The following is a 23,420-nucleotide window of genomic DNA, read 5'->3' on the forward strand; positions in this document are numbered from 1 at the left end:
GCCGCCCGCGATGAACCTCGAATATTTCCATCTGATCGATCGGATCGCCGACCTTCGTCTCGAGCAGCGCAGCATCACGGTCGAAGCGCTGGTGCCGCAGACGAGCACCATCTTCGAGGGTCATTTCCCCGGCTATCCGCTGATGCCGGGCGTGTTGCTGATCGAAACGATGGCGCAGACCTCCGGCTGGCTGCTGATCGCACTGATGCAGTTCCAACGCATGCCGTTCCTGGCGGCGGTCAAGGAAGCCAAGATGCGCAGCTTCGTCACGCCCGGCGAGATGCTCTCTGTCGATGCCACGGTGGTCCACGAGGGCTCAGGCTACACCATGACCGAAGCGAACATCAGAAGCGGCGGCAAGCTGGCGTGCAACGCGGCGCTGACCTTCCGCCATGTGCCCTTTCCGCATCCGGATCTGCGCGGGCACATGGAGACGATGGCCAGACAGATCGGATTTCCGGAGCAGATGATCCATGGCTGAGACGTCGCACAAACAACCTGTGGAAGCCTGGATCACCGGCATCGGACTCGCGACTTCGCTGGCTGAAGGCCTCGACGCGCATTGGGACGCGCTGGCGGAGCGCCGCGTCAACGTCGATACCACCGGCTTTGCGCCCTACATCGTGCACCCGCTGGCGCCGCTGAGTTTCGACAAGCAGATTCCAAAGAAGGGCGATCAGCGCCAGATGGAAGCCTGGCAGCGGATCGGCACCTATGCGGCCGGCCTCGCGCTGGATTCAGCGGGCATCAAGGGCAACACCGAGATCCTGTCGCGGACCGACATGATCGTCGCCGCCGGCGGCGGCGAGCGCGATCTTTCGGTCGACTCCGCGGTGTTGAACTCCGAGGCCCACGGCGATACGCCGCCCGGCGCACTGAACGAACGGCTGATGAACGATCTGCGGCCGACGTTGTTTCTGGCGCAGCTCTCCAATCTGCTCGCGGGCAATATCGCCATCGTGCACGGCGTCACCGGTTCGTCGCGCACCTTCATGGGCGAGGAGGAAGCCGGCGTCGACGCCGCAAGGATCGCGCTGGCGCGCATCGCCGCCGGGCAGAGCGACATCGCGCTGATCGGCGCCGCGCAGAACGGCGAGCGCAAAGATCTGCTGATGCTCTACGAGTTCGGCGACTTCAACCTCAAGCACAACCACGCGCCGGTGTTTTCGCGCGGCCCCAAAGGCGGTTTCGCGCTCGGCTCCGGTGCTGCGTTCCTGGTGATCGAGTCGAAGGCGCATGCGCAGGCGCGCGGCGCCAAGCCCTATGCGCGGCTGAGCAATGTCGTCGCCGACATGTCGCGCCGGCGCGCGCCGGGCGACGTCACCGCTTCGATGGACAAGCTGTGGACGCAGCTCGGCCCGTTGCACGACAACGCCGCGATCATCACCGGCGCGACCGGCGCTGAGCCGGCGACGGCGGAAGAAGCCGCGTTCCTGCGGGCGCATGGCGCTCATCCGATCCGCGCGACGGGCACGGCGTTCGGGCACGTCATGGAAGCGCAGTTTCCGCTCGGGATCGCGCTCGCGGCGCTGGCGCTGTCACGCGGCGCGCTGTTTCCGGCGAACGATCCCAGCGGGCTGGAGATTGAAACCTCGACAGCCCCGGACCAGATTGTGGTGGTCGGCGCCGGCCATTGGCGCGGCGAAGGCATGGCACTGGTCGAGGCCATTCGGTGAGCTCGGTCGACCGAGCGAGGGGGACGCGATGACCGCGACGCACGACAAATTCGGCAGGCCGATCGTGGTCGTCACCGGCATGGGCGTGGTTACATCACTCGGCGCCGGCAAGACCGACAATTGGGCCAAGCTCACGGCGGGCGAATCCGGCATCCGCACCATCACCCGGTTTCCGATCGACGGCCTCAAGACGACGATGGCCGGCACCGTGGACTTCGTCCCGGTCGAGCCGTTCTCCTCCACGGTGCTCGGCGAGAAGCTCGCCGACATCGCCACCGAGGAAGCGATCGCGCAGGCCGGCATCGGCCGCAAGGGCGACTTCCCCGGCCCGCTGTTTCTCGCGGTGGCGCCGGTCGAACTGGAGTGGCAGCCGCGGCAGGAACTGGCGCGCGCCACCGGCGCCAACACCGCGATCGACTACGACGCCCTGCTCCGCGTCAGCGGCGGCGGACGCTTCGCCAACTATCACCACCGCTTCCTGTTCGGATCGGTCGCCGATCATCTCGCCGAAACGTTCGGCACCAAGGGCTCGCCGATCTCGCTGTCGACCGCATGCGCCTCGGGCGCGAGCGCGATCCAGCTCGGCGTCGAAGCGATCCGCCGCGGCGAGGCCGACGCCGCTTTGTGCGTCGCGACCGACGGCTCGGTCAACGCCGAAGCGCTGATCCGCTTCTCGCTGCTGTCGGCGCTGTCGACCCAGAACGATCCGCCGCAGGCCTCTGCAAAGCCGTTCGCCAAGAATCGCGACGGCTTCGTGATGGCGGAAGGCGCCGGCGCGCTGGTGCTGGAAAGCTACCAATCCGCCGTGGCGCGCGGCGCGGCGATTCTCGGCGTCGTCGCCGGCTGCGGCGAACTCGCCGACTCGTTTCACCGCACCCGCTCGAGCCCCGACGGCAAGCCGATCATCGGCTGCATCAAGAAGACGCTCGCCGACGCCGGCCTCGGCGTCGAGCAGATCGACTACATCAATGCCCACGGCACCGGCACGCCCGAAAACGACAAGATGGAATACAACGGCATCTCCGCGATGTTCGGCGAACGCGCCTCGACGATTCCGGTGTCCTCGAACAAGTCGATGGTCGGCCACACACTGTCCGCCGCCGGTGCGGTCGAGGCGATCTTCTCGCTGCTGACGCTCGAGCATCAGCGAATCCCGCCGACCATCAACTACGACGTGCCCGACCCGGCGATCCCGCTCGACGTGGTGCCGAACAAGGCGCGCGACGCCCGCGTCACCGCGGTGATGTCGAACTCGTTCGGGTTCGGCGGCCAGAACGCTTCCCTGATTCTGACGCGCGAGCCGGTCTAGCCGCGCCAGAACACAACTGTTTCGGACACGATACATGCGCGCGCTCACTCTCGTTGCCGACCGCGATCTCGCGGTCTCCGATCTGCCGCCGCCGCCGCCGCCCGCGGCCGGCGAGGTGCAGATCCGCGTCGCCGCGGTCGCGCTCAACCACATCGACGTCTGGGGCTATCGCGGCATGGCGTTCGTCAAGCGCAAGCTGCCGATCGTGGTCGGCGCCGAAGCGTCGGGCACAATCGAGGCGGTCGGCGACGGCGTGACGCGCTTTGCGCCAGGCCAGAAGGTCGTGATGTACGGCGCGCTGACCTGCGGTCACTGCAAGGCCTGCCTCGAAGGCCGCGATAATTTCTGTGAGAATGTCGGCGGACTGATCGGCTTCCACGTCGACGGATTCGCGCGTGAACTGATGAACATCCCGGCTCGGCTGGTGATCCCGGTGCCGGACAGCGTGAGCCTGCGCGACGCCGCCTGCGCGCCGATCGCGTTCTCCACCGTGCAGCACATGCTGTTCGACAACGCCAAACTGCAGCCCGGCGAAACCATTCTGGTGCATGCCGGTGGCTCGGGCATCGGCACCGTCGCGATCATGATGGCCAAGGCGATCGGCTGCACCGTGATCACCACGGTCGGCGACGACAGCAAGATCGAAGGCGTCAAGAAGCTCGGCGCGGACTACGTGATCAACTACCGCAACCACCGCTTCGAGCACGAGACCCGAAAGATCACCAAGAAGAAGGGCGTTGACGTCGTGTTCGAACACGTCGGCGCCGACACCTTCAACGGCTCGCTGCTGGTGATGAAGCGCGGCGGCCGGCTCGTGACCTGCGGCTCGACCTCGGGCCCGACCGCGACCATCAACCTGATGCAGCTGTTCCAGCAACAATACCGCATCTTCGGCTCGTTCGGCGCGACGATGAAGAACATCGCCGAAAGCCTCGACAAGATGGCCGCGGGGATGCTGCCGGTGATCGACACCGAGGTGCCACTCGACGACGTCGGCGCCGCACTGAAGCGGATGGAAAGCCGCCAGGTGTTCGGCAAGATCATCGTCCACTTCTGATGAAACTACACCTGCTCCGCGCCAAGCTGCGTGCGCAACGCGCAGCCAAGACCGCCGCAGGCACTATCGCCGGCTCGGCGGCGATCGGCGCGCTGCACCTGGCGCGGAGATTCGATCCGACCAAGACCGCTGACTTCTTCGGCGCCCTGGTGCGCAAGCTCGGCCAGCGACTGCCCGAGCAGCGCATCGGCCGCGCCAATCTCACCGCCGCCTTCCCGGAGAAATCAGCCGAGGAGATCGACACGATCCTCGCCGGCGTCTGGGACAATCTCGGCCGCTCCGGCGCCGAGTTCGCGCATCTGGATTCGGTCTGGGACTACGACCCCGAGCATCCGGATCAAAGCCGGATCGAAGTGACGCCGCGCTCGCTCGAGCTGTTCGAGCAGCTGCGCACCGACGGCAAGCCGGCGCTGATCTTCGCCAGCCACCTCGGCAATTGGGAACTACCCGCGGTCGCCGCCGTCGCACACGGGCTCGACACCGCGGTGCTGTATCGCCGCCCGAACATCAAGGCGGCCGATCGCATCGTCGAAGACATCCGCTCGGTCAAGATGGGCCAGCTCGTCGCCGCCGGCGGCACCGCGCCGTTCAAGCTGGCGCAGGCGTTGCAGGACGGCAAACACGTCGGCATGCTGGTCGATCAGCATTACTCCCGCGGCGTCGACGTCACCTTCTTCGGCCGCACTTGCAAAGCCAATCCGATGCTGGCGCGACTTCTGCGCCAGATCGACTGCCCGCTGCACGGCGCCCGCGTCATCCGCCTGCCCGGACACCGTTTCCGCGCCGAGCTCACCGAACAGATTCAGCCCGTGCGCGACGAATCCGGGCAGATCGACATTCAGGGCACGATGCAGGCGGTAACCTCGGTGATTGAAGGCTGGGTGCGCGAAACGCCGGAGCAGTGGTTGTGGCTGCATCGGCGTTGGCGGTAGCTGTCGCCGGTCGTTCCGGTGCGACACACTGCCTCACCATCAGCGACCTCGCTGCTTTGCGAAAGGTCTTGAATAGGTACGCGCGGTGCTTCCGGAGGAGCGCCGCCGCTCAGCCTGCGAAGTTCCAACCGCTGGTCGTCAACTTGACCCGGTCGTGCATTGATCTCACACTGACATGATCAGGGCGTCGGCGACGAACGAGGCATTACATGGAACTGCCAAGGCGTGCCCGTGGTGACGAACTATTGGCCCCCGGCAAGATGCTGGCTCTGCGGGAGCGGCTGCGACATCTTTCCGGAAGCCACGACCTGACGACCGTCATCGTCAGTGCCTTTGATCACAGAACGAGGGTCCTTCCCTTCATTCTTGCCGATACGCGGATGGCCCCCGGCGGCGTGCGGGCGATCGGGTCGGCGCTCGTGGACGTCGGCTTCGACAAAACGCGGATCGTCCTCCAGCAGTGGAATCGCAATTTCAGCCCGTTGCACATGCGCCTTGATGGCCGCATTCCGGATCTGTTCCTGGTTTCGAGCATGCATCTGCATTCGGCGGAGTGCGACCGACTGATCCGGGAGGCCTGCCGGATCGAGCCGGACAAGCGCCCGCTGATCATCGTGGGCGGTCCGCGGATCCGCTACGAGCCCTGGCACGTCTTCGGTGCAGACCCGAACGCGAACTGGGCCGCGGACGTCGCCGTCACCGGCGAAGAGTTTGTTTTTCTGGAATTGCTGGAAGTGCTGCTGTCGATGCGCGCGGGCGGCGAATCGATGCGCTCGGTGTTCGCCCGCGCGCGCGATAGCGGCGCCCTCGACCACGTCGCGGGGATCGTCTACGCGCGCAGCGCGCCGCGCGGCGGACCGATCGAGGAACTGATCGACACCGGCGTCCAGCGCCTGCTCGGCGATCTCGATGAACTTCCCGACTCGGTCCACGGCTACAAACTGCTGGAGACGCCGAGCAACGAGACGACGCTGGCGAGCCATGCCTTGCCCGCCAATCGTGTGAGGAAGTTCAGCCCGATCGCCGGGATCGTCATGACGGCCGGCTGCAAGTTTCGTTGCTCCTACTGTCCGATACCTGCCTACAACCAGTCGCAGTTCCGGGCCAAGAGCGGTGAGCGCATCGCTGAGGAAATCGGGCAGATCGCCACCACCTTCGGCCTCTATAATTTCTTCGGCGCCGACGACAATTTCTTCAACAACACCAAACGCACGCTTGATATCGCCGGGACCCTGGCCCGCAAAGCCCGGGCCGGCCGACCGTTCTGCAAGATCAGGATCGGAACGGAAGTCACGGTGCACGACACGGTCGGAATGCGCGATCACCTGCCGCTGATCCGCGACGCCGGTTTCGCAGCAGTCTGGCTCGGCGTCGAGGACATGACCGCGACGCTGGTCAAGAAGGCGCAAGACAAGGACAAGACCGAACTCGCGTTCCGATTGCTGCGGGAAAACAACATTCTGCCGATGCCGATGATGATGCATCACGACAGCCAGCCGCTGGTGACCTGGAAATCGAACTACGGTCTCATCAACCAGATCAGGTTGTTGCGCAAGGCGGGATCGATCACCACGCAAGTGATGATGCTGACGCCGGCGCCCGGATCGAAATGGTACGAGAACGTGTTCGATTCGGGGATGGCTTTCAGCAAGGCGGGCGATGTCGCGGTCGAGCCGCACATCATGGACGGCAATTATGTCGTCGCCTCGAAACACGCCCGGCCTTGGCTCAAGCAGATGAATCTGCTGCTCGCCTACACCTACTTCTTCAATCCTGTTCGCTTTCTGAGCGCGCTGATCTTCTCGAAGTCGGCGGGGGTGTTCTCGAGCGCGGAAACCAGGCCGGCAGAAGAGGTCGAGGATTACTCGGCCGCGAAGAAGATGCTTCGCCGCGCCGAACTCAGAGCACGGGCTCATCTGATCGATGCCGGCGCGCAGATCTACGGCATGATCGGGCTGATCCAAACCTACCGCCGAACGGCGGGATGGGCATGGCGGCTGTTTCGCGATGATATTCAGCGATACGACCGGGCTCCCGTCAGTCCGATCCCAATGCGCGGCGTCGGCGACAAGCCTTCCGATCACGCGCTCCCGGGAACGATTGATCTGCGCGACCTCGGAAAGCCCGTCGTTCGCGAAGCGTCGGCGCGGGACATGGCGGGGACTGCCTGACCAGGGACGGTTTCACCGCCCGGTCTTCACCCGCGTCCACAGCCGGTTGATCACGCGCTGCGTCGCCGCGTCGCGCGCGGTGATGACGAACAGGCGCGCCTGCATCGCTTCGTCCGGATAGATCGTCTTGTCGTTCAAGATACGCGGGTTGACGAATTCCTGGCTGGCTTTGTTGCCGTTGGCGTAGGACAGGAAGTCGGAATTGCGGGCGGCGATCTCGGGGCGAAACAGGAAGTTGATCAATTCGTGCGCCTCGGCGACGTTCTTGGCGTCCGCCGGGATAGCCAGATTGTCGAAGAACATCTGCGCTCCTTCTTTCGGGATCGCGTAGCCGATTTCGACGCCGTTGTTGGCTTCGGTCGCCCGCGCCTGCGCCTGCTTGATATCGCCGGACCAGCCGACGACGAGGCAGATTTCGCCGGTGGCGAGCGCGTTGAGATATTCCGACGAGTGAAACTTCCGCACCGACGGCCGCACCTTGGCGACGGCATCGGCGGCCTTCTCCAGATCCGGCTGCTTGGTCGAGTTCGGATCGAGGCCGAGACGGGTCAGCGCCGCCGGCAGGATGTCGTCGGCGGAATCCAGCATCTGGACGCCGCACTCCTTGAACTTCGCCAGATTCTCCGGCTTGAACACGATGTCCCAGCTGTCGATCACCGCACCCTCGCCGAGAATGCGCTTCACTGCGCCGACATTGTAGCCGATGCCGGTGGTCCCCCACATGTAGTTGGCCGCATAGTGATTGCCGGGATCGTACAGCGCCAGCTTCTTCGTCACCACGTCCCAGGCGTTCTTCAGGTTGGGCAGCTTCGTCGGGTCGAGCTTCTGGAACACCTTCGCGCCGATCTGGCGCTGCAGGAAATACGCGGTCGGCACGACGACGTCGTAGCCGGATTTGCCGGCGAGCAGCTTGGTCTCCAGCGTCTCGTTGCCGTCGAAGGTGTCGTAGATCACCTTGATCCCGGTTTCGCGGGTGAACTCCTCGAGTACGCCGGGCGCGACGTAGTTCGACCAGTTGTAGAAATTGACCACGCGATCCTGCGCCAGCGCCGGCACGGCGAGGCTCGCCGAAAGCCCCAGCGTCGCGCCGACGAATCGCAGCCGTCGAAGGAGATCGTTCCGCATCATCGAAGTCCTAACGCCTGTGCACCGCATCCGACAGCCGCTCGAGCGCGGTGTCGAGCGTCTGATCCTGTTTGGCGAAACAGAACCGCACCACCGAAGTGACCGGCTCCTCCTCGTAGAATGCCGACACCGGAATCGCGGCGACCTTGTAGTCGTTGACGATCCGCTTGCAGAACACCTCGTCGGTCTCGTTGAGGCCGAGCGGCGACAGATCGACGGTGAGGAAGTACGTGCCCTGCGACCGGATCACCGGGAAGCCGATGCTCGACAGGCCCCGCGCCAGCCGGTCGCGGCTTCGCGCCAGGTCCTTGCGCATCTGCAAAAAGTAGTCGTCGCATTTGCCGAGCCCGTAGGCGACCGCGACCTGCAGATTGGGCGCCGTGGTGAAGGCGAGGAACTGATGCACCTTGGCCGCCACCCGCAACAGCGGCGGCGCCGCGCAGACGAAACCGACCTTCCAGCCGGTCAAAGAGAAGATCTTGCCGGCCGAGCCGATCTTGATCGTGCGGTCGCGCATGCCCTCGATCGCAATCAGCGGGATGTGGCTGAGGCCATCGAAGGTGACGTGTTCCCACACCTCGTCGCAGATGGCGACGGCGTCGTACTCCTGGCAGAACCGCGCCAACAGTTCGAGATCCTCGCGCGGATAGACGACCGCGGCGGGATTGAGCGGGTTGTTGAAGACGATCGCCTTGGTCTTGGCGTTGAAGACCCGGCGCAACGCCTCCTCGGTGATCCGCCAGTGCGGCGGCTCGAGCCGGACCAGGCGCGGAATGCCGCCCGCCTGCCGGATAATCGGCAGGTAGGAATCGTACACCGGCTGAAACACGATGACTTCATCGCCCGGCGAGACCACCGAGAGAATGGCGCTGGCCAGCGCCTCGGTGGCGCCGGAGGTCACCATCACCTCGGTCATCGGGTCGAGCGCGACGCCGTGCCAATGCCCGTAATGGGTGGCGATCGCCTGCCGCAGTTCCGGGATCCCCATCATCGAGGGATATTGGTTGTAGCCGTTCAGCACCGCGTCGGCCGCGGCCCGGCGGATGTCCTCCGGCCCCGGATCGTCCGGAAACCCCTGGCCGAGATTGATCGCGTTGTTGTCGCGTGCGAGCTGCGACATCGCCTCGAACACGGTGACGGGCAGATCGGCGAAGACCCTGTTCATCGCGCGATCAGCCGCCCGGCTTGGTCGGCAGGCCTGCCGCCTTCCATCCGAGGATGCCGCCGGCGAGATGCTTGTTGTAGGCGAGCCCTGACATCTGCGCCGCCTGAGAGGCCGTCACCGAGCGCTTACCCGAGCGGCAGGCGAACACGACCTGCTTGCCGCTCGGATCGGGGATCTGGCGCGGATCGAAGCTCGACAGCGGAACCACCACCGCGTCCGGATAGGCTTCCGCCGCCACTTCGTTCGGCTCGCGGACGTCGACCAGCAGATAACGTCCCTCTGCGACCCCTTTGGCGACGTCCTGCGGCGTCAAATCCTCAACCTGGCCTACCACTCTCGTTTCTCCCGCAATTGCACTGCCTGGACCCAATAGTGCAACAACGAGAACGACGCTCGGCCATTGCGTCGCCAAAGTCGCGCCTAGCGCGAGGAAAATCAAGCTTCGGAAAACGAGTGCGGTCATTCCGGGTGGATAGTCCGCCGGCGCCGAAAATGCACCGCCCCATTGGTCGAACGCGGCGGCCGGATCGCGCCGGTCAGGCTGGCGGCCTGGCCCCGGCCAGACCACACGCCCGCTGTCCGGATCGCCGGATCAGGGCTTCAATCCCGGCGGCAGCGCCGGGCTCTCCCGCATCAGCGTGATGGTCACCCGGCGGTTGGCGGCGATCGCGGGGTCCTCGGGAAACAACGGCTGGGTATCGGACCGGCCGGTGACCGCAAAGAAATGCGAGGTCGGAACCCCTTCCCGTTCGAGGATCTGACGCACTGCATTGGCGCGGTCCGCGGACAGGTCGAAGCCATTGTAGTCGCTTCGCGCCGGCATCAACCCTGCCGAGGTGTGGCCGGCGATGGTGATCCGCAGCGGGGTCGCGCGCAGCGGCCCGGCGAGGCTCTGGAGCAGCCTTCGCGTGCGCTCGAACGGAGCCTTGGAGCCGTCGGCGAACATCGCGCGACCGTCCTGGTCCATGATCTCCAGGTTGAGTCCCTGCTTGGTCTCTTCGAACATCACGTTCTTCGAAAGCTCGGAGATTTCCGGCATGTCCTGCAGAGCCTGTCGCAGCGAGGCCGAGGCGAGCGCGAATTCGCGCTCCTCCTTGGTGTGGATGCCCTCGTCTTTAGACACCTCGCCGGGCGACGGCTTGGCGGTCGACAATTCGGGATTGACGTGTTCGGTGTTCTTGACCTTGCCACGGGTCGGCAGGCCGTCATTTTCGATGATGCCGGAATAGCGGGCGTCGGACTGGACGCCGAACGCTTCGCGCATCGAGCCCGCGACGACCTTCAGCTTGTCCTTGTCCTGAGTCGAGAACGCGGTCAGCATCACGAAGAACGCCAGCAGCAGCGCCATCAGATCGGCGAAGGTCACGAACCAGCCGTGACCGCCGTGTGCCTCCTCCCGCTTCTTCTTTGCCATGGCGCGCTTTCCGGCTGCTGTCGTCTCCGATTAGGCCGGCACGCCTTCGTCTTCTTCGTGACGGTGCTTTTCGGGCAGATAAGCGAGCAGCATTTCTCTGACCAGAGTTGGACTCTTGGAGTCCCGGATCATCAGGATTCCGTCGATGATCAGCGTGCGATTGGTCTCCTCGTCGACCAGCTTGCCGTGCAGCTTGTCGGCGATCGGAAGACAGACAAGGTTCGCCACCACGGCCCCGTAGAGCGTCGCCAGCAGCGCGACCGCCATGAACGGGCCGAGCTTCGACGGGTCCTGCATGTTGGAGAACATCTGCACCATGCCGAGCAGCGTGCCGATCATGCCGAACGCCGGCGCGCAGTCGCCGATCGCGCGATAGATCTTCGAACCCTCGTTGAGATGCAGCAGGAAGTTGTCGCGATCGCGCTCGAGATTGTCGCGGATGAATTCGAGGTCGTAGCCGTCGGCGACGTAGCGGATGCCCTTCGCCAGAAACGGGTCGTCGGCTTCGACTTTTTCCAGCCCCACCGGCCCGGATTTACGGGCGATTTCGGCGATCCGGGCCAGTTCGTCGACCAGGTCGCGAGCCGACAGGTTGCTCATCGTGAAGGCGAATTTGGCACCGAGCGGCAGGCCGTGCAGCATCGCCGACAAAGGAAAGCGGATCAGAGTCGCCGCAAACGAACCGCCGAAAATGACGATCACGGCATGGATGTCGTAGAACATTCCGAAATTGCCGCCCATCAGAATGAGCGACGACACGACGACGGCGCCCGCGATCAGGCCGATAAGTGTGGCGATATCCATCTTGTACTCCGACACGCGCACGCGCGCGCCAGCCCGCGCTGACGGCGGCGCAACGCATTCTGCGCTGCGCGGCTTCACCGTAGTCAGCCGCCATTAAAGACGCGTAAAGGTTAAGCGTCGCGTCGGAGCGCGTTGCGGCGAACGATGTCCACTTACCGTTGGACGAGCCGTCGCGCGCGACGTCAACCTCCTGATAACCATTCAGGACACTGGGACTCAGTGAATCTCCCCGGAGCGGATCAGCGCCTCGCGTAGCCGCTGCAGCGAAAACGACGGATCGCGGGCGATCGCGAGGATCGGCACCTCGCGCCGCCCGCAGAGGTCGGCCGCCGCCGGCAGCTTGTCCGCGAGGTGATGCGGAATCACGATCGCGCCGTGGCTGTCGGCGTGGATCAGGTCGCCGTCGCGCACCGTCATCCCGGCGACGCGGATCTCCGCGGCGAAGCCGGTGACATGGACGTGGCCGTGCGACGGAGCGATCGAACCGGCGAGCGCTTGGAAGCCCGGCGCCCATTGCGGGATGTCGCGAATCGAGCCGTCGGTGATCACGCCGAGGCATCCCAGCGCCTGATGCACGGCGCTGTTGACCTCGCCCCAGAACGCGCCGAATCCGGCGTCGGGTCCATCGATGTCCTGGATCACGCTGATACGCGGCCCCTGCCCGGAGCCGACATATTCGTAGTACGCCATCCGCCGCGCCTGCTGCTCGGTCGCGGGCAGTCCCGAAGCGACCGTGGCGCGAATGGTCGCGGTGCGCGCATAGCCGACGATCGGCGGCAATTGCGGAAACGGACAGATCAGCGGGCGCGTCGTGAAGCCGATCGCGCGGCGCTCCGGCGCGACGATCTCCATCGCGTTGCAGATCGTCGGGGTGTCGTAGCGCGCCAGCGCTTCGAGCACGGCTGCGGGCAGCAGTCCGGTTTCGGATTGGGACACGGGTTTCCTCCAGCGTCGCCACATCGGCCATCTCGTCGCGGAGGCCGTTCACAGCGGCGAACGCTCATGCCTATAGCGAAATCGGCGCGCGCGCCCAAGATGCGCCGCCGCATGGCAGTGCAGCCGAGCTGATCAGTTCAGGCGATTCGGCCGATCGTCTTTCGCGGCCGTCTCCGGGACCACCAGGGTCGGCTTGGCGCCGGCCGGTGCCGGCGAGGATGATGGTGACGGCGATTCCTGCGCGGCGGCAGCGCGCTGGTGATCGCGATAGGACCGCCAGCCGAGCGGCAGGCTGAGCAGATACAGCACCGAGCAGGCCGACAGGATGTGCCACGGGTAGCCGATCAGCAAAGCGATGAACAGCACCACGGAGACGAACAGCGGCAGCACCATCTCGGGCGCGACACGCATCTTCACCGTCTTGCCGGAGAACACCGGTAGCCGCGATACCATCAGGAAGGCGATCAGCAACGTGTACAGCGCCGTCAGCACCGCGGGCGGCGTCGGCGCGCCGAGGAACGCCATGTACACCGGCAGCAGAACCGTGATGGCGCCGGCGGGCGCGGGCACGCCGGTGAAGAAATTGGCCGCAAAGGCCGGCTTGTTCGGATCGTCCATGGTGGCGTTGAAGCGCGCCAGCCGCAGGCCGCCGCTGATCGCGAACACCATCGCCGCGATCCAGCCGACATTGTTGAGATCATGGAGCTGCCAGAAATACAGGATCAGGCCCGGCGCCACGCCGAAATTGACGAAATCCGCCAGGCTGTCGAGCTCAGCGCCGAATTTCGACTGGCCCTTGATCATCCGCGCGACGCGGCCGTCGATGCCGTCGAGCACCGCAGCGAAGACGATCGCCGCCACCGCGAGTTCCATCCGGCCTTCGGTCGACAGCCGGATCGCCGTCAGGCCCGCGCAGATCGCCAGCAGGGTGATGACGTTGGGCACCAGCATCCGCACCGGAATCGGACCGAACCGACGGCGCGGCATCTCGGGTGGGGTCTCGTCATACTGCATCGGCATCGCCCTGATCTCGCAATCCTCATCCTCGGCCGCCATCATGGCAGCCTTCAGGCCGACACCCCCGACAGCGTCAATCGGCCCGATAGGTCCGGCCACCGTCGCCGAGGCTGAAATCCGCCAGCACGGTTTCGCCGGCGATCGCCGTCTGCCCTTCGGACACTAGCGGCTTGGCGCCTTCCGGCAGGTAAACGTCGAGCCGCGATCCGAACCGGATCAGGCCGAACCGCTCGCCGGCCGCCAGCGGCTGGCCCTCGCGGACGAACGCGACGATCCGCCGCGCCACCAGCCCGGCGATCTGAACCACGCCGATCTGCCCGGCCGGCGTCGAGATCACCAGCGAGTTGCGCTCGTTGTCCTCGCTCGCCTTGTCGAGCTCGGCGTTGATGAACTTGCCCGGCGAATAGATGATGCGCTCGACCCGGCCGGCCACCGGGCTGCGGTTCACATGGCAGTTGAACACACTCATGAAAATCGAGACGCGCGGCAGCGGCTTGTCGCCGAGCCCCAGCGCCGGCGGCGGAATGATCTGCACCACCATCGACACCCGGCCATCGGCCGGGGCCACCACCAGACCTTCACGCACCGGCGTCACCCGCACCGGATCGCGAAAGAACAGCAGGCACCAGATCGTCAGCACGGTCCCGATCCAGCCGAGCGGGGCCCAGATCAGGAACAGCACCAGGGTCGCGAGCGCGAACGCGCCGATGAACGGATAGCCTTCCCGATGAATCGGCGGGATCTGGGCGCGGATAGAATTGACGACGGACATGGAAAGTCCCCTGACTTCAAAAACGGGTGGCCGAAAGCTGCAACACGATTACTCCGCCGCCGCGGAAGTTGCCAGATCGTCGTCGATCGCCGGCGAACGAACCGGTGAATCGTTCGGGACGACGTCGTCGCCGATCATCGCCAGACGCTCGCGCGCCTCTTCGGCCTCGCGCTGCCTGTTCCACATGCTGGCATAGAGCCCGCCATGTTCGAGCAGCTGAGCATGCGTGCCGCGCTCGGAGATCCGGCCCTGATCGAGCACGATGATCTCGTCGGCGCCGACAATGGTCGACAGCCGGTGCGCGATCACCAGCGAGGTGCGGTTCTGTGACACACGCTCCAGCGCGCCCTGGATTTCGTGCTCGGTGTGGCTGTCGAGCGCCGAAGTGGCTTCGTCCAGCACGAGGATCGGCGGCGACTTGAGAACGGTTCGCGCAATCGCGACACGCTGCTTTTCGCCGCCGGACAATTTCAGCCCGCGCTCGCCGACCTCGGTCTCGTAGCCCTTCGGCGACGCCTTGATGAACGTATCGATCTGCGCCGTCCTCGCCGCTTCCTCGACCTCTTCGTCGGTGGCGTCCCAACGGCCATAGCGGATGTTGTAGCGGATGGTGTCGTTGAACAGGACGGTATCCTGCGGCACCATGCCGATCGCAGCCCGCAACGAATTCTGGGTCACGTCACGAATGTCCTGACCATCGATCCGGATATGGCCGCCGGATACGTCATAAAGCCGGAACAGGAGCCGCGAGATCGTCGACTTGCCGGCGCCCGACGGACCGACGATCGCGACCGTCTTGCCGGCCGGCACCTCGAAGCTGAGGCCCTTCAGGATCGGCCGCGACGGATCGTAGGCGAAACGGACGTCGTCGAAATGCACGGTGCCGTTGGTGACGACCAGCGGCTCGGCGCCCGGCTTGTCCTTGACCTCTGGATTGCGCGACAGCACCGCGAACATCTTCTCGATGTCGATGATCGCCTGCTTGATCTCGCGATACACCATGCCCATGAAGTTCAACGGCTGATAGAACTGAATCATCATCGCGTTGATCATGACGAAATCGCCGACGGTGTTGGTGCCATTGCGGATTCCGACGGCGCACATCAGCATCGTCGCGGTCAGGCCGAAGGTGAAGATCACCGCCTGCCCGGCATTGAGCACCGCCAGCGACGTGTACGTGCTGACGCTGGCGCCTTCGTAGCGCTCCATCGACTTGTCGTAGCGCTTCGCCTCGCGTTCCTCGGCGCCGAAATACTTCACGGTCTCGTAGTTGAGCAGCGAGTCGATCGCCTTCTGGTTGGCGTCGCTGTCGGAATCGTTCATCCGGCGGCGGATCTCGATCCGCCATTCGGTCGCCTTGTAGGTGTAGAACATATAGACGACGACAGTGGCCATGATCACCGCGACATAGCGCCAGTCGAACTGCCACAGCAGCACCGCCATCACCAGCGTCAGCTCGATGATCGTCGGCACCAGTTGCAGGATCACCATCCGCACGATGACTTCGATGCCGAGCCGGCCGCGCTCCAGCACGCGGGTCAGGCCGCCGGTCTTGCGCTCGAGGTGAAACCGCAGCGACAATTCGTGCATGTGAACGAAGGTGCGATAGGCGAGCTTGCGCACCGCATGCATCGCCACCTGGGCGAACATGCCGTCGCGCCACTGCGTCAGCACCGCCATCAGCACCCGCGTCAGGCCGTAGCTCATCGTCAGCGCCAGCGGCGACGCCAGCAGCCACAGCGTCCAATTCGAGGGTTCGACCGGTGCGGTGTCCGCGCCGGTCAGCGCGTCGGTCGCCCATTTGAACGTGAACGGGACCACCAGCGTCGCCGCCTTGGCGACGAGCAGCAACACCACCGACCAGGCCACCCGCATCTTCAGGTCGAACCGGTCGCCCGGCCAGATATACGGCCACAGATGCATCAGGGTCCCGCCCAGCGTCGCCTTCTGCGCGACGGCGTCCTCGGGAGTCGCAGCAGGACTGCCGCTTTGCGAATGCGAATGTGGATGAGCCATCAAGCGTGCCTGAAACAGACCGCCGCCGGGACGCGGCCGCGGTCGGATGATCCGTCGGGTCCGCCTTCATATAGTGTTTCGATTGCGGCGTGCACCCTGGGACGACGATTCTTTGCGTCATAACAGGCTGTTGCGCGGCGCAAGGCAGACGACTGTCTTGACGCTGTAATCCCGCGATGCCACATCGCTCACCATGAGCGAAATCAAAACCGTCTGCGTCTATTGCGGCTCCGGATCGGGCACCAATCCGCTTTTCGTCGAGGCGGCACAGGCCTTCGGCAAGGAACTGGCCGAGAGCGGCGTGACGCTGGTCTATGGCGGCGGCGCGATCGGGCTGATGGGCGCGGTCGCCAACGCCGTGCTGGATCATGGCGGCACCGTCACCGGGATCATCCCCGGGTTTCTACGCACCAGAGAGATCGCGCTCAACCGCGTGCAGGATATGATCGTCACCGACGATATGCACGAACGCAAACGGCTGATGTTCGAACACTCCGACGCCTTCGTGGCGCTCCCCGGCGGCATCGGCACTCTCGAAGAACTGGTCGAGCAGATGACATGGCAGCAGCTCGGCCGCCACAGAAAGCCGATTCTGATCGCCAATATCGACGGCTTCTGGGACCCGCTGCTCGGACTGCTGGCCCACATGACGGAAACCGCCTTCATCCGCCCCCAGTTCTCCGTCAACGTCCTCACCGCCGATTCCGTCAGCGAGATCCTGCCGAAATTGCGCGCCGCCGCGGCACCCGAGCAGGCCAAGACGATGGCGCCGGAGATCGCGCGCAGACTTTGAACTCTGCTCGCCTCGATTAGTGAGTCGCTGATCCGGAATCGGGATCGGATATAGGGGATTGTCCCGAGTTGTTCCGTTCCGCCGCGGTGCCTAGCCTCGCGCCGAAAAAAGAACATCTGAATCGAGCATCTCATGACGTCGAACAAGCGCAGCCTCGGCAAACGCCTCGGTCTGATCGCGGCCTTTGCTGTCGTCGCGATCGGCGGCGCCGCGGCCTGGATCGTGCAACCGCCGCCGATCGAGCGCAACGACCCGGGTTTCGGCGCCAATGTCGATCCCGCGCTGATCGCGCGCGGTGAATATGTCGCGCGGCTGGGCGACTGCGTCGCCTGCCACACCGCCGAGGGCGGACCTCTGATGGCTGGCGGCCGGGCGCTCGAGACGCCGTTCGGCAAGGTGTACTCGACCAATGTGACGCCCGATCCGAAAACCGGCATCGGGCAATGGTCGTTCGGCGCGTTCGATCGCGCGATGCGCAAGGGCGTCTCGGCGGACGGTCACAATCTCTATCCGGCGATGCCCTACCCGTCTTACGCCAAGATGACGGACGACGACATGAAGGCGCTGTGGGCCTATCTCCTCAAGGGCCTCGCGCCGGTCGAGAAGGCCAATCTCCCGCTCGAGATGCAGTTTCCGTTCAACATGCGCATCGCGCTCGCCGCCTGGAATTTCGCCTTCCTGGATGCGACGCCGTTCAAGGCCGAGCCTGCGAAGGATGCTGTGTGGAATCGCGGCGCGTATCTCGTCCAGGGTCTCGGCCATTGCGGCGCCTGTCACACGCCGCGCGGCATCGGTTTCCAGGAAAAGGCGATGAGCGACGCCGGACCGGCGGGCCATTTCTATCTCGCCGGCGCCAAGGTCGAAAACTGGAATGCGATCGAGCTACGCGATTTGTGGACCGTCGAGGACACCGTCCTGTTGCTGAAGACCGGCCAGAACCGCTTCGCCACCGCGTCCGGCAGCATGACCGATGTCATCCTGCATTCGACGCAGGGACTCTCCGACCAGGACCTGACGGCGATCGCGACCTATCTCAAGGCGCTGCCGTCCGACCGGCCGAAGGCCGAGCCACGGATCGCATCGACCGAGGCGCCTGCGGCCACCTTCACCACCCGCGGCGGGCTCGGCTACGCACAGTTCTGCACCGACTGTCACCGGGCCGACGGCGCCGGCGTGAAGGGCATCTTCCCGCCGCTCGCGGGCAATCCCACCGTCACTTCGAAAGACCCGGCGACGCTGGTGCATATCGCGCTGACCGGCTGGAAGACCACCGCGACCGCCGCCCATCCGAGGGTCTGGACGATGCCGGCCTTCGCCCGCCTCGCCGATCGCGAGATCGCCGAGATCCTGTCCTTCGTGCGCGAGAGCTGGGGCGAAGGCGCCCGCGCCGTCAGCGAGGCCGAGGTCGCCGCGGCGCGTGCCGCGCTCGATCCGAAGATCGACAAGTCGCTGTTCGAGACGCCACGTCTCGCCGATCTGCTGGCGCAGCCCAACGCGCCGCAACTGGTCCGCGGCATGCGGCTCAACGCCGAAACCCGCACGCTGTTGCCGAACCATGTCGGCGATGAACTCAACTGCGCCTCGTGCCATCTCAACGCCGGAACGGTCGCGGACGGCAGCCCCTATGTCGGCGTCTCCGCGTTCTTCCCCAGTTACGCGCCGCGCGCCGGTCGCGAGATCACGCTGGAGGACCGCATCAACGGCTGCTTCCTGCGCTCGATGAACGGCAAGCCGCTGCCGGTCGACGGCCCCGACATGCAGGCGATGGTCGCCTATTTCAACTGGATGAAAGGCGCGACCAAGCCGTCCGACAAAGTGGCCGGACGCGGCGTCGGCAAGGTCGACACGACGTTGAAGCCCGATCCGGACAACGGCAAGGCGATCTACGTGGCGCAATGCGTGGCCTGCCACGGCCAGAACGGCGAAGGCCTGAAAGACGCAGCCGGCCGGCTGGTCTATCCCCCGCTGTGGGGCGAGCACTCGTTCAACATCGGCGCCGGCATGGCGCGCACCTACACCGCCGCCGCCTTCGTCAAGCGCAACATGCCGATCGGCACCCACGAAAAATTCCCGCTGGGACAAGGCAGTCTGACCGATCAGGAGGCGATCGACGTCGCGGAGTACTTCACCCACATGGAGCGGCCGGACTTCGCTCCAAAGGTCAAGGACTGGCCGAAGGGCAACAAGCCGAAGGACGCCCGCTACTGAGCTGTCCGAATCGCGGATCGCTCGGGTCTGACAGGAGCCCGGCGCGGCTCCTGCTCACACCGGGGCTTTCGACTTCACAAGCTTGTAGACCACCGAATCCATCAGCGCCTGAAACGACGCGTCGATGATGTTCGGCGACACGCCGATCGTGGTCCAGCGCTCGCCGAGTTCGTCCTCGCTCTCGATCAGCACGCGCGTCACCGCCTCGGTGCCGCCATTGAGGATACGGACGCGGTAGTCGACCAGCTTCAGGCCCTCGATGTATTTCTGATACTTGCCGAGGTCCTTGCGCAGCGCGACGTCGAGCGCGTTGACCGGGCCATTGCCCTCGGCGGCCGAGATCAGCGTTTCGCCGTCAACCACGACCTTGACCACCGCCATCGCCACCGTGACGCGCTGGCCGTGCGAATTGTAGCGCTGCTCGACATTCACGTCGAACTGCTCGACATGGAAGAATTCCGGCACCTGCCCGAGCGTGCTGCGCGCCAGCAGATCGAACGACGCGTTGGCGGACTCGTAGGCGTAGCCCGCCGCCTCGCGCTCCTTCATCTTCTCGATCAGCCGGCCGAGTTTCGGATCGTTGCGGTCGAACTCGATGGTGGTGCGCGACAGCTCCGCGACCACATTCGACTTGCCGGCCTGATCCGACACAAGCACCTTGCGGTGGTTGCCGACGGATTCGGGCGTGACGTGCTCGTAAGTGTGCGGGTCCTTCATCACCGCCGAGGCATGGATGCCCGTCTTGGTGACGAAGGCGCTGCCGCCGACGTAAGGCGCGTGCGGATTGGGCGCGCGGTCCAGGATATTGTCGAGCGCGCGCGACACCTGCACCAGCGTGGCCAGCTTGTCGTCGGAGACGCCGATCTCGAACTTGTCGGCGAATTCCTTCTTCAGCTTCAGCGTCGGGATCATCGACACCAGATTGGCGTTGCCGCAGCGCTCGCCGAGTCCGTTCAGCGTGCCCTGGATCTGCCGCGCGCCGGCGCGCACCGCGGCGAACGACACCGCCACCGCCTGCTCGGTGTCGTTATGGGCGTGGATGCCGACATGGCTGCCGGGGATGTGTTTGACCACCTCGCCGACGATCGCCTCGACCTCGTCCGGCATGGTGCCGCCATTGGTGTCGCACAAGACCACCCAGCGCGCGCCGGACTCGTAGGCCGCCTTGGCGCAGTCCAGCGCGAACGCCGGGTTCTCCTTGTAACCGTCGAAGAAATGCTCGCAATCGACCAGCACTTCGCGGCTGCGCTCCCTGGCGATCGCGACGCTGTCGCGGATCGAGGCGATGTTCTCGTCGTTGGTGGTCTCGAGCGCGACGCGGACCTGATATTCCGACGATTTGGCGACGTAGCAGATCGCATCCGCCTTGGCGTCGAGCAGCAGCGCGACTCCGGGATCGTTCGAGGCCGAGCGGCCCGGGCGTCGCGTCATGCCGAAGGCGGCGAAGGTCGCGCGCTCGAGCTTCTGCTCGGTGGCGAAGAACTCGGTGTCGAGCGGATTGGCGCCCGGATAGCCGCCCTCGACATAGTCGATGCCGAGGTCGTCGAGCAGGCCGGCGATCAACCGCTTGTCGTGCAGCGTGAAGTCGACGCCGTTGGTCTGCGCGCCGTCGCGCAGCGTGGTGTCGTAGAGATACAGTCGTTCCCGACTCATTGGTCTGCTCCCGGCGCCGCGGGTTCCGCGAGCGTCTTTTTCATCGAGGTGTTGGCGAGCCATTCGCCGTTGATCGTGACGGTGTTGCGCTGGGTCGCGACATAGCCGCGCTTGGCGAAGAATTCGGCGGCGTTGTCGCTGGCGTCCACCGTCAGCGCCTGTGCGCCGCGGGCGCCGGCGAGCTTTTCCAGCGCGTCGATTAGCGTCGCGCCGACGCGCTGGCCGACGAAATCCGGATGCACGAACAGCATGTCGATATGCCCCGCTCCCTCGAGCGACGCGAAGCCGACCGGCGCGCCGCCCAGCGTCGCGATCAGCGTGAGCTGCGCGGCGAGCTTCGCACCGAATTTTTCGTCGTCGTCGGCGGCGGAGGCCCAGGCTTCCTGCTGCGCCTCGCTGTAGTCGTCGGACGTAAGCTGCTCGATCGACGCCACGAAGATCGAAGCCGCGATCTCGGCATCCTCGGGCAGATACGGCCGCAGCGCCGGTTTCGGATTAACGTTCATCACTCACCAGAAATTGTACAGCTTCAACACCAGCGCCGTCGCCCCGGCCAGCAGCGCGATCTTGATCGCGATGTAGTACAGCCAGTGCTTCGGAAACGGCGTGTCGGGGCGATGCGAGGGTTGTGGGTCGGTCATTGGATGATCCTCATTGGCTGATTGCAGATGGCCACAGCCGTCATCCTGAGGTGCGCGCCCGCGGCGCGGAAGCGCGGTGGGCAAGCCTCGAAGGATGACATTCCGGGCGCGGCGGATCGGGCATTGTCCCTGCAGCCCATCCTTCGAGGCGCGCGCAACCGCGCGCGCACCTCAGGATGACGCAGCGGCGTGGCGCCGCTCATCGCGCGATCTCCCAGGTCGTCACCGGCTTGCCGTCGGCGTCCTTGCCGTCCTTGATCGCGATGCCCATCGCGGCGAGCTCGTCGCGGATGCGATCGGATTCCTTGAAATCTTTTCGCGCGCGGGCGGCGGTTCGGGCGTCGATCCGTTCTTCAATCTCGCTCTTGCTCAAGGGCTTTGCGAGTACTTCCACTGTTCCGACGGCCGCCTCGGCGTGCGCAGGGGGAAGATTAATCCGAACTCCAACAGGGCGACGCGCCAAAACCGATTCCGCATTCGAGAATCCAAGAAAGTTCATCGTCGCAAGAAGCTCAGCAAACTTCTTATCTTTACGCAGGCTGTGCATGAATGCGATGGCACTCGATATGTTGAGATCATCAGCCAAACAGTCGATGAATTCTCCCGGCAGTTGCTGTGCCGGCCCGACGTCACCAATGTCGCGATACCAATCCCAAAGAACCTTATGACCCTCGTCGAGCGCCTTCACGGTCCAGTCGATCGGTGAGCGGTAGTGAGTTTTAATCATCGCAAATCGAAGAATCTCACCAACCCAACTATCTCCCCCGAATTTCTCCGTCGCCAGCAACTCCCTGATCGTGATGAAGTTGCCCAGGCTCTTCGACATCTTCTCGCCTTCGACCTGTAGGAAGCCGTTGTGCATCCAGGTCTGGGCCATGCGGTCGGTCTGGAAGGCGCAGCAGCTTTGCGCGACTTCGTTTTCGTGATGCGGAAACACCAGGTCGATGCCGCCGCCGTGGATGTCGAAGGTCTCGCCGAGATGCTTCCACGACATCGCCGAGCATTCGATGTGCCAGCCGGGACGTCCTTCCATCGTGATGCCGGCCGGCGACGGCCAGGACGGCTCGCCGGGCTTCGACGGCTTCCACAGCACGAAGTCGGTGGCGTCGCGCTTGTAGGGGGCGACGTCGACGCGGGCGCCGGCGATCATCTCGTCGAGCGAGCGGTTGGCCAGCGCGCCGTAGCGCGGCAGCACGCTGTTCGCAGCGTTCATCGCCGCCGGCGAGAACAGCACGTGGTCCGCGGCGACATAGGCGAAGCCGCCGGCGACCAGCCGGTCGATGATGGTGCGCATCTCGCCGATGTGTTCGGTCGCGCGCGGCTCGACGGTCGGCCGCAGGCAGCCCAACGCATCGACGTCGTCGTGGAATTGCCGCTCGGTCTGCTCGGTGACCTTGCGGATCGCCTCGTTCAGCGGCAGGCCGGGATAGTCACGCGCGGCGCGGTCGTTGATCTTGTCGTCGACGTCGGTGATGTTGCGGACGTAGGTGACGTGGTTTTCGCCGTAGAGATGCCGCAGCAGCCGGAACAGCACGTCGAACACGATGACCGGCCGGGCATTGCCGATATGGGCGAAGTCGTAGACCGTCGGCCCGCAGACATACATCCGCACGTTCGACGGATCGATCGGCGCGAAGGCGCGCTTCTCTTTGGTCAGCGTGTCGTAGAGGCGCAAAGCCATGGATTCCCGTCCCCTGCGGCCGGGCGTCCAGTGATCTCATGAGAGAAAAG

At 65.0% G+C, this 23,420-nt stretch carries 21 protein-coding genes; 8 read left to right on the plus strand and 13 right to left on the minus strand.

Going from position 1 to position 23,420, the window contains the following annotated elements; genetic code table 11:
- Positions 1–10: 10 nt before the first annotated feature.
- The 6 genes from RPB_RS16930 (at position 11) to RPB_RS16955 (ending at position 7,145) form a co-directional block, all read left to right on the plus strand.
- Positions 11–481, plus strand: coding sequence for a 3-hydroxyacyl-ACP dehydratase FabZ family protein (locus tag RPB_RS16930; RefSeq protein ID WP_011442234.1), 471 nt, complete (start codon positions 11–13; stop codon positions 479–481).
- Positions 474–1,676, plus strand: coding sequence for a beta-ketoacyl-ACP synthase (locus RPB_RS16935; protein ID WP_011442235.1), 1,203 nt, complete (start codon positions 474–476; stop codon positions 1,674–1,676). Before RPB_RS16930 ends, RPB_RS16935 begins: the two co-directional genes overlap by 8 nt.
- 28 nt (positions 1,677–1,704) lie before the next feature.
- Entirely contained in the window at positions 1,705–2,985 is a 1,281-nt protein-coding gene (locus RPB_RS16940; RefSeq protein ID WP_011442236.1) for a beta-ketoacyl-ACP synthase, read from the plus strand.
- A gap of 34 nt (positions 2,986–3,019) precedes the next feature.
- Complete coding sequence (locus RPB_RS16945) at positions 3,020–4,042, plus strand: zinc-binding dehydrogenase (protein WP_011442237.1); 1,023 nt, start codon at positions 3,020–3,022, stop codon at positions 4,040–4,042.
- Entirely contained in the window at positions 4,042–4,974 is a 933-nt protein-coding gene (locus RPB_RS16950; protein WP_011442238.1) for a lipid A biosynthesis lauroyl acyltransferase, read from the plus strand. Before RPB_RS16945 ends, RPB_RS16950 begins: the two co-directional genes overlap by 1 nt.
- 209 nt (positions 4,975–5,183) lie before the next feature.
- On the plus strand, positions 5,184–7,145 hold the full coding sequence (locus RPB_RS16955) for a B12-binding domain-containing radical SAM protein (RefSeq protein WP_011442239.1): 1,962 nt from the start codon (positions 5,184–5,186) through the stop codon (positions 7,143–7,145).
- Positions 7,146–7,157: 12 nt separating this feature from the next.
- On the opposite strand, the gene RPB_RS16960 is transcribed toward RPB_RS16955, so the two are convergent.
- From RPB_RS16960 to RPB_RS17000, 9 genes are all read right to left on the minus strand, one after another.
- Positions 7,158–8,273 (minus strand): polyamine ABC transporter substrate-binding protein, encoded by a 1,116-nt coding sequence (locus RPB_RS16960; RefSeq protein ID WP_011442240.1) that lies wholly within the window; start codon positions 8,271–8,273, stop codon positions 7,158–7,160.
- A 7-nt stretch (positions 8,274–8,280) separates the two neighbouring features.
- Positions 8,281–9,435 (minus strand): aminotransferase, encoded by a 1,155-nt coding sequence (locus tag RPB_RS16965; RefSeq protein ID WP_011442241.1) that lies wholly within the window; start codon positions 9,433–9,435, stop codon positions 8,281–8,283.
- A gap of 7 nt (positions 9,436–9,442) precedes the next feature.
- On the minus strand, positions 9,443–9,769 hold the full coding sequence (locus RPB_RS16970; RefSeq protein ID WP_011442242.1) for a rhodanese-like domain-containing protein: 327 nt from the start codon (positions 9,767–9,769) through the stop codon (positions 9,443–9,445).
- A 258-nt stretch (positions 9,770–10,027) separates the two neighbouring features.
- Positions 10,028–10,849: a flagellar motor protein MotB gene (locus RPB_RS16975; RefSeq protein ID WP_011442243.1), complete on the minus strand. Its 822-nt coding sequence runs from the start codon at positions 10,847–10,849 to the stop codon at positions 10,028–10,030.
- A gap of 30 nt (positions 10,850–10,879) precedes the next feature.
- The gene (locus RPB_RS16980; protein WP_011442244.1) at positions 10,880–11,653 is read right to left on the minus strand and encodes a motility protein A; all 774 of its coding nucleotides are present in this window, start codon (positions 11,651–11,653) and stop codon (positions 10,880–10,882) included.
- A gap of 216 nt (positions 11,654–11,869) precedes the next feature.
- Positions 11,870–12,589: an RraA family protein gene (locus tag RPB_RS16985; protein ID WP_011442245.1), complete on the minus strand. Its 720-nt coding sequence runs from the start codon at positions 12,587–12,589 to the stop codon at positions 11,870–11,872.
- A 132-nt stretch (positions 12,590–12,721) separates the two neighbouring features.
- Positions 12,722–13,603: a CDP-diacylglycerol--serine O-phosphatidyltransferase gene (gene pssA, locus RPB_RS16990; protein WP_011442246.1), complete on the minus strand. Its 882-nt coding sequence runs from the start codon at positions 13,601–13,603 to the stop codon at positions 12,722–12,724.
- A gap of 76 nt (positions 13,604–13,679) precedes the next feature.
- On the minus strand, positions 13,680–14,378 hold the full coding sequence (locus RPB_RS16995) for a phosphatidylserine decarboxylase (protein WP_011442247.1): 699 nt from the start codon (positions 14,376–14,378) through the stop codon (positions 13,680–13,682).
- A gap of 48 nt (positions 14,379–14,426) precedes the next feature.
- On the minus strand, positions 14,427–16,394 hold the full coding sequence (locus RPB_RS17000; protein ID WP_011442248.1) for an ABCB family ABC transporter ATP-binding protein/permease: 1,968 nt from the start codon (positions 16,392–16,394) through the stop codon (positions 14,427–14,429).
- 193 nt (positions 16,395–16,587) lie between these two features.
- Between RPB_RS17000 and RPB_RS17005 the strand changes: the two genes are divergently transcribed.
- Both RPB_RS17005 and RPB_RS17010 read left to right on the plus strand, forming a co-directional pair.
- Positions 16,588–17,187 carry a TIGR00730 family Rossman fold protein gene (locus tag RPB_RS17005; protein WP_011442249.1) on the plus strand — a complete coding sequence of 200 codons (600 nt, stop codon included), beginning with the start codon at positions 16,588–16,590 and terminating at the stop codon, positions 17,185–17,187.
- 132 nt (positions 17,188–17,319) lie between these two features.
- Positions 17,320–19,395, plus strand: coding sequence for a c-type cytochrome (locus tag RPB_RS17010; protein WP_011442250.1), 2,076 nt, complete (start codon positions 17,320–17,322; stop codon positions 19,393–19,395).
- Between the two features lie 54 nt (positions 19,396–19,449).
- On the opposite strand, the gene cimA is transcribed toward RPB_RS17010, so the two are convergent.
- From cimA to cysS, 4 genes are all read right to left on the minus strand, one after another.
- Entirely contained in the window at positions 19,450–21,048 is a 1,599-nt protein-coding gene (cimA, locus tag RPB_RS17015; RefSeq protein ID WP_011442251.1) for a citramalate synthase, read from the minus strand.
- Positions 21,045–21,554, minus strand: coding sequence for a GNAT family N-acetyltransferase (locus tag RPB_RS17020; protein ID WP_011442252.1), 510 nt, complete (start codon positions 21,552–21,554; stop codon positions 21,045–21,047). Before RPB_RS17020 ends, cimA begins: the two co-directional genes overlap by 4 nt.
- A 3-nt stretch (positions 21,555–21,557) precedes the next feature.
- The gene (locus RPB_RS25190; RefSeq protein ID WP_011442253.1) at positions 21,558–21,689 is read right to left on the minus strand and encodes a hypothetical protein; all 132 of its coding nucleotides are present in this window, start codon (positions 21,687–21,689) and stop codon (positions 21,558–21,560) included.
- A gap of 199 nt (positions 21,690–21,888) precedes the next feature.
- A complete protein-coding gene (gene cysS / locus RPB_RS17025) occupies positions 21,889–23,370 on the minus strand; it encodes a cysteine--tRNA ligase (RefSeq protein ID WP_011442254.1) in 1,482 nt (493 codons plus the stop codon).
- Positions 23,371–23,420 lie beyond the last annotated feature (50 nt).

Origin of the sequence: Rhodopseudomonas palustris HaA2, assembly GCF_000013365.1 — a bacterium.
Taxonomy (GTDB): domain Bacteria; phylum Pseudomonadota; class Alphaproteobacteria; order Rhizobiales; family Xanthobacteraceae; genus Rhodopseudomonas; species Rhodopseudomonas palustris_J.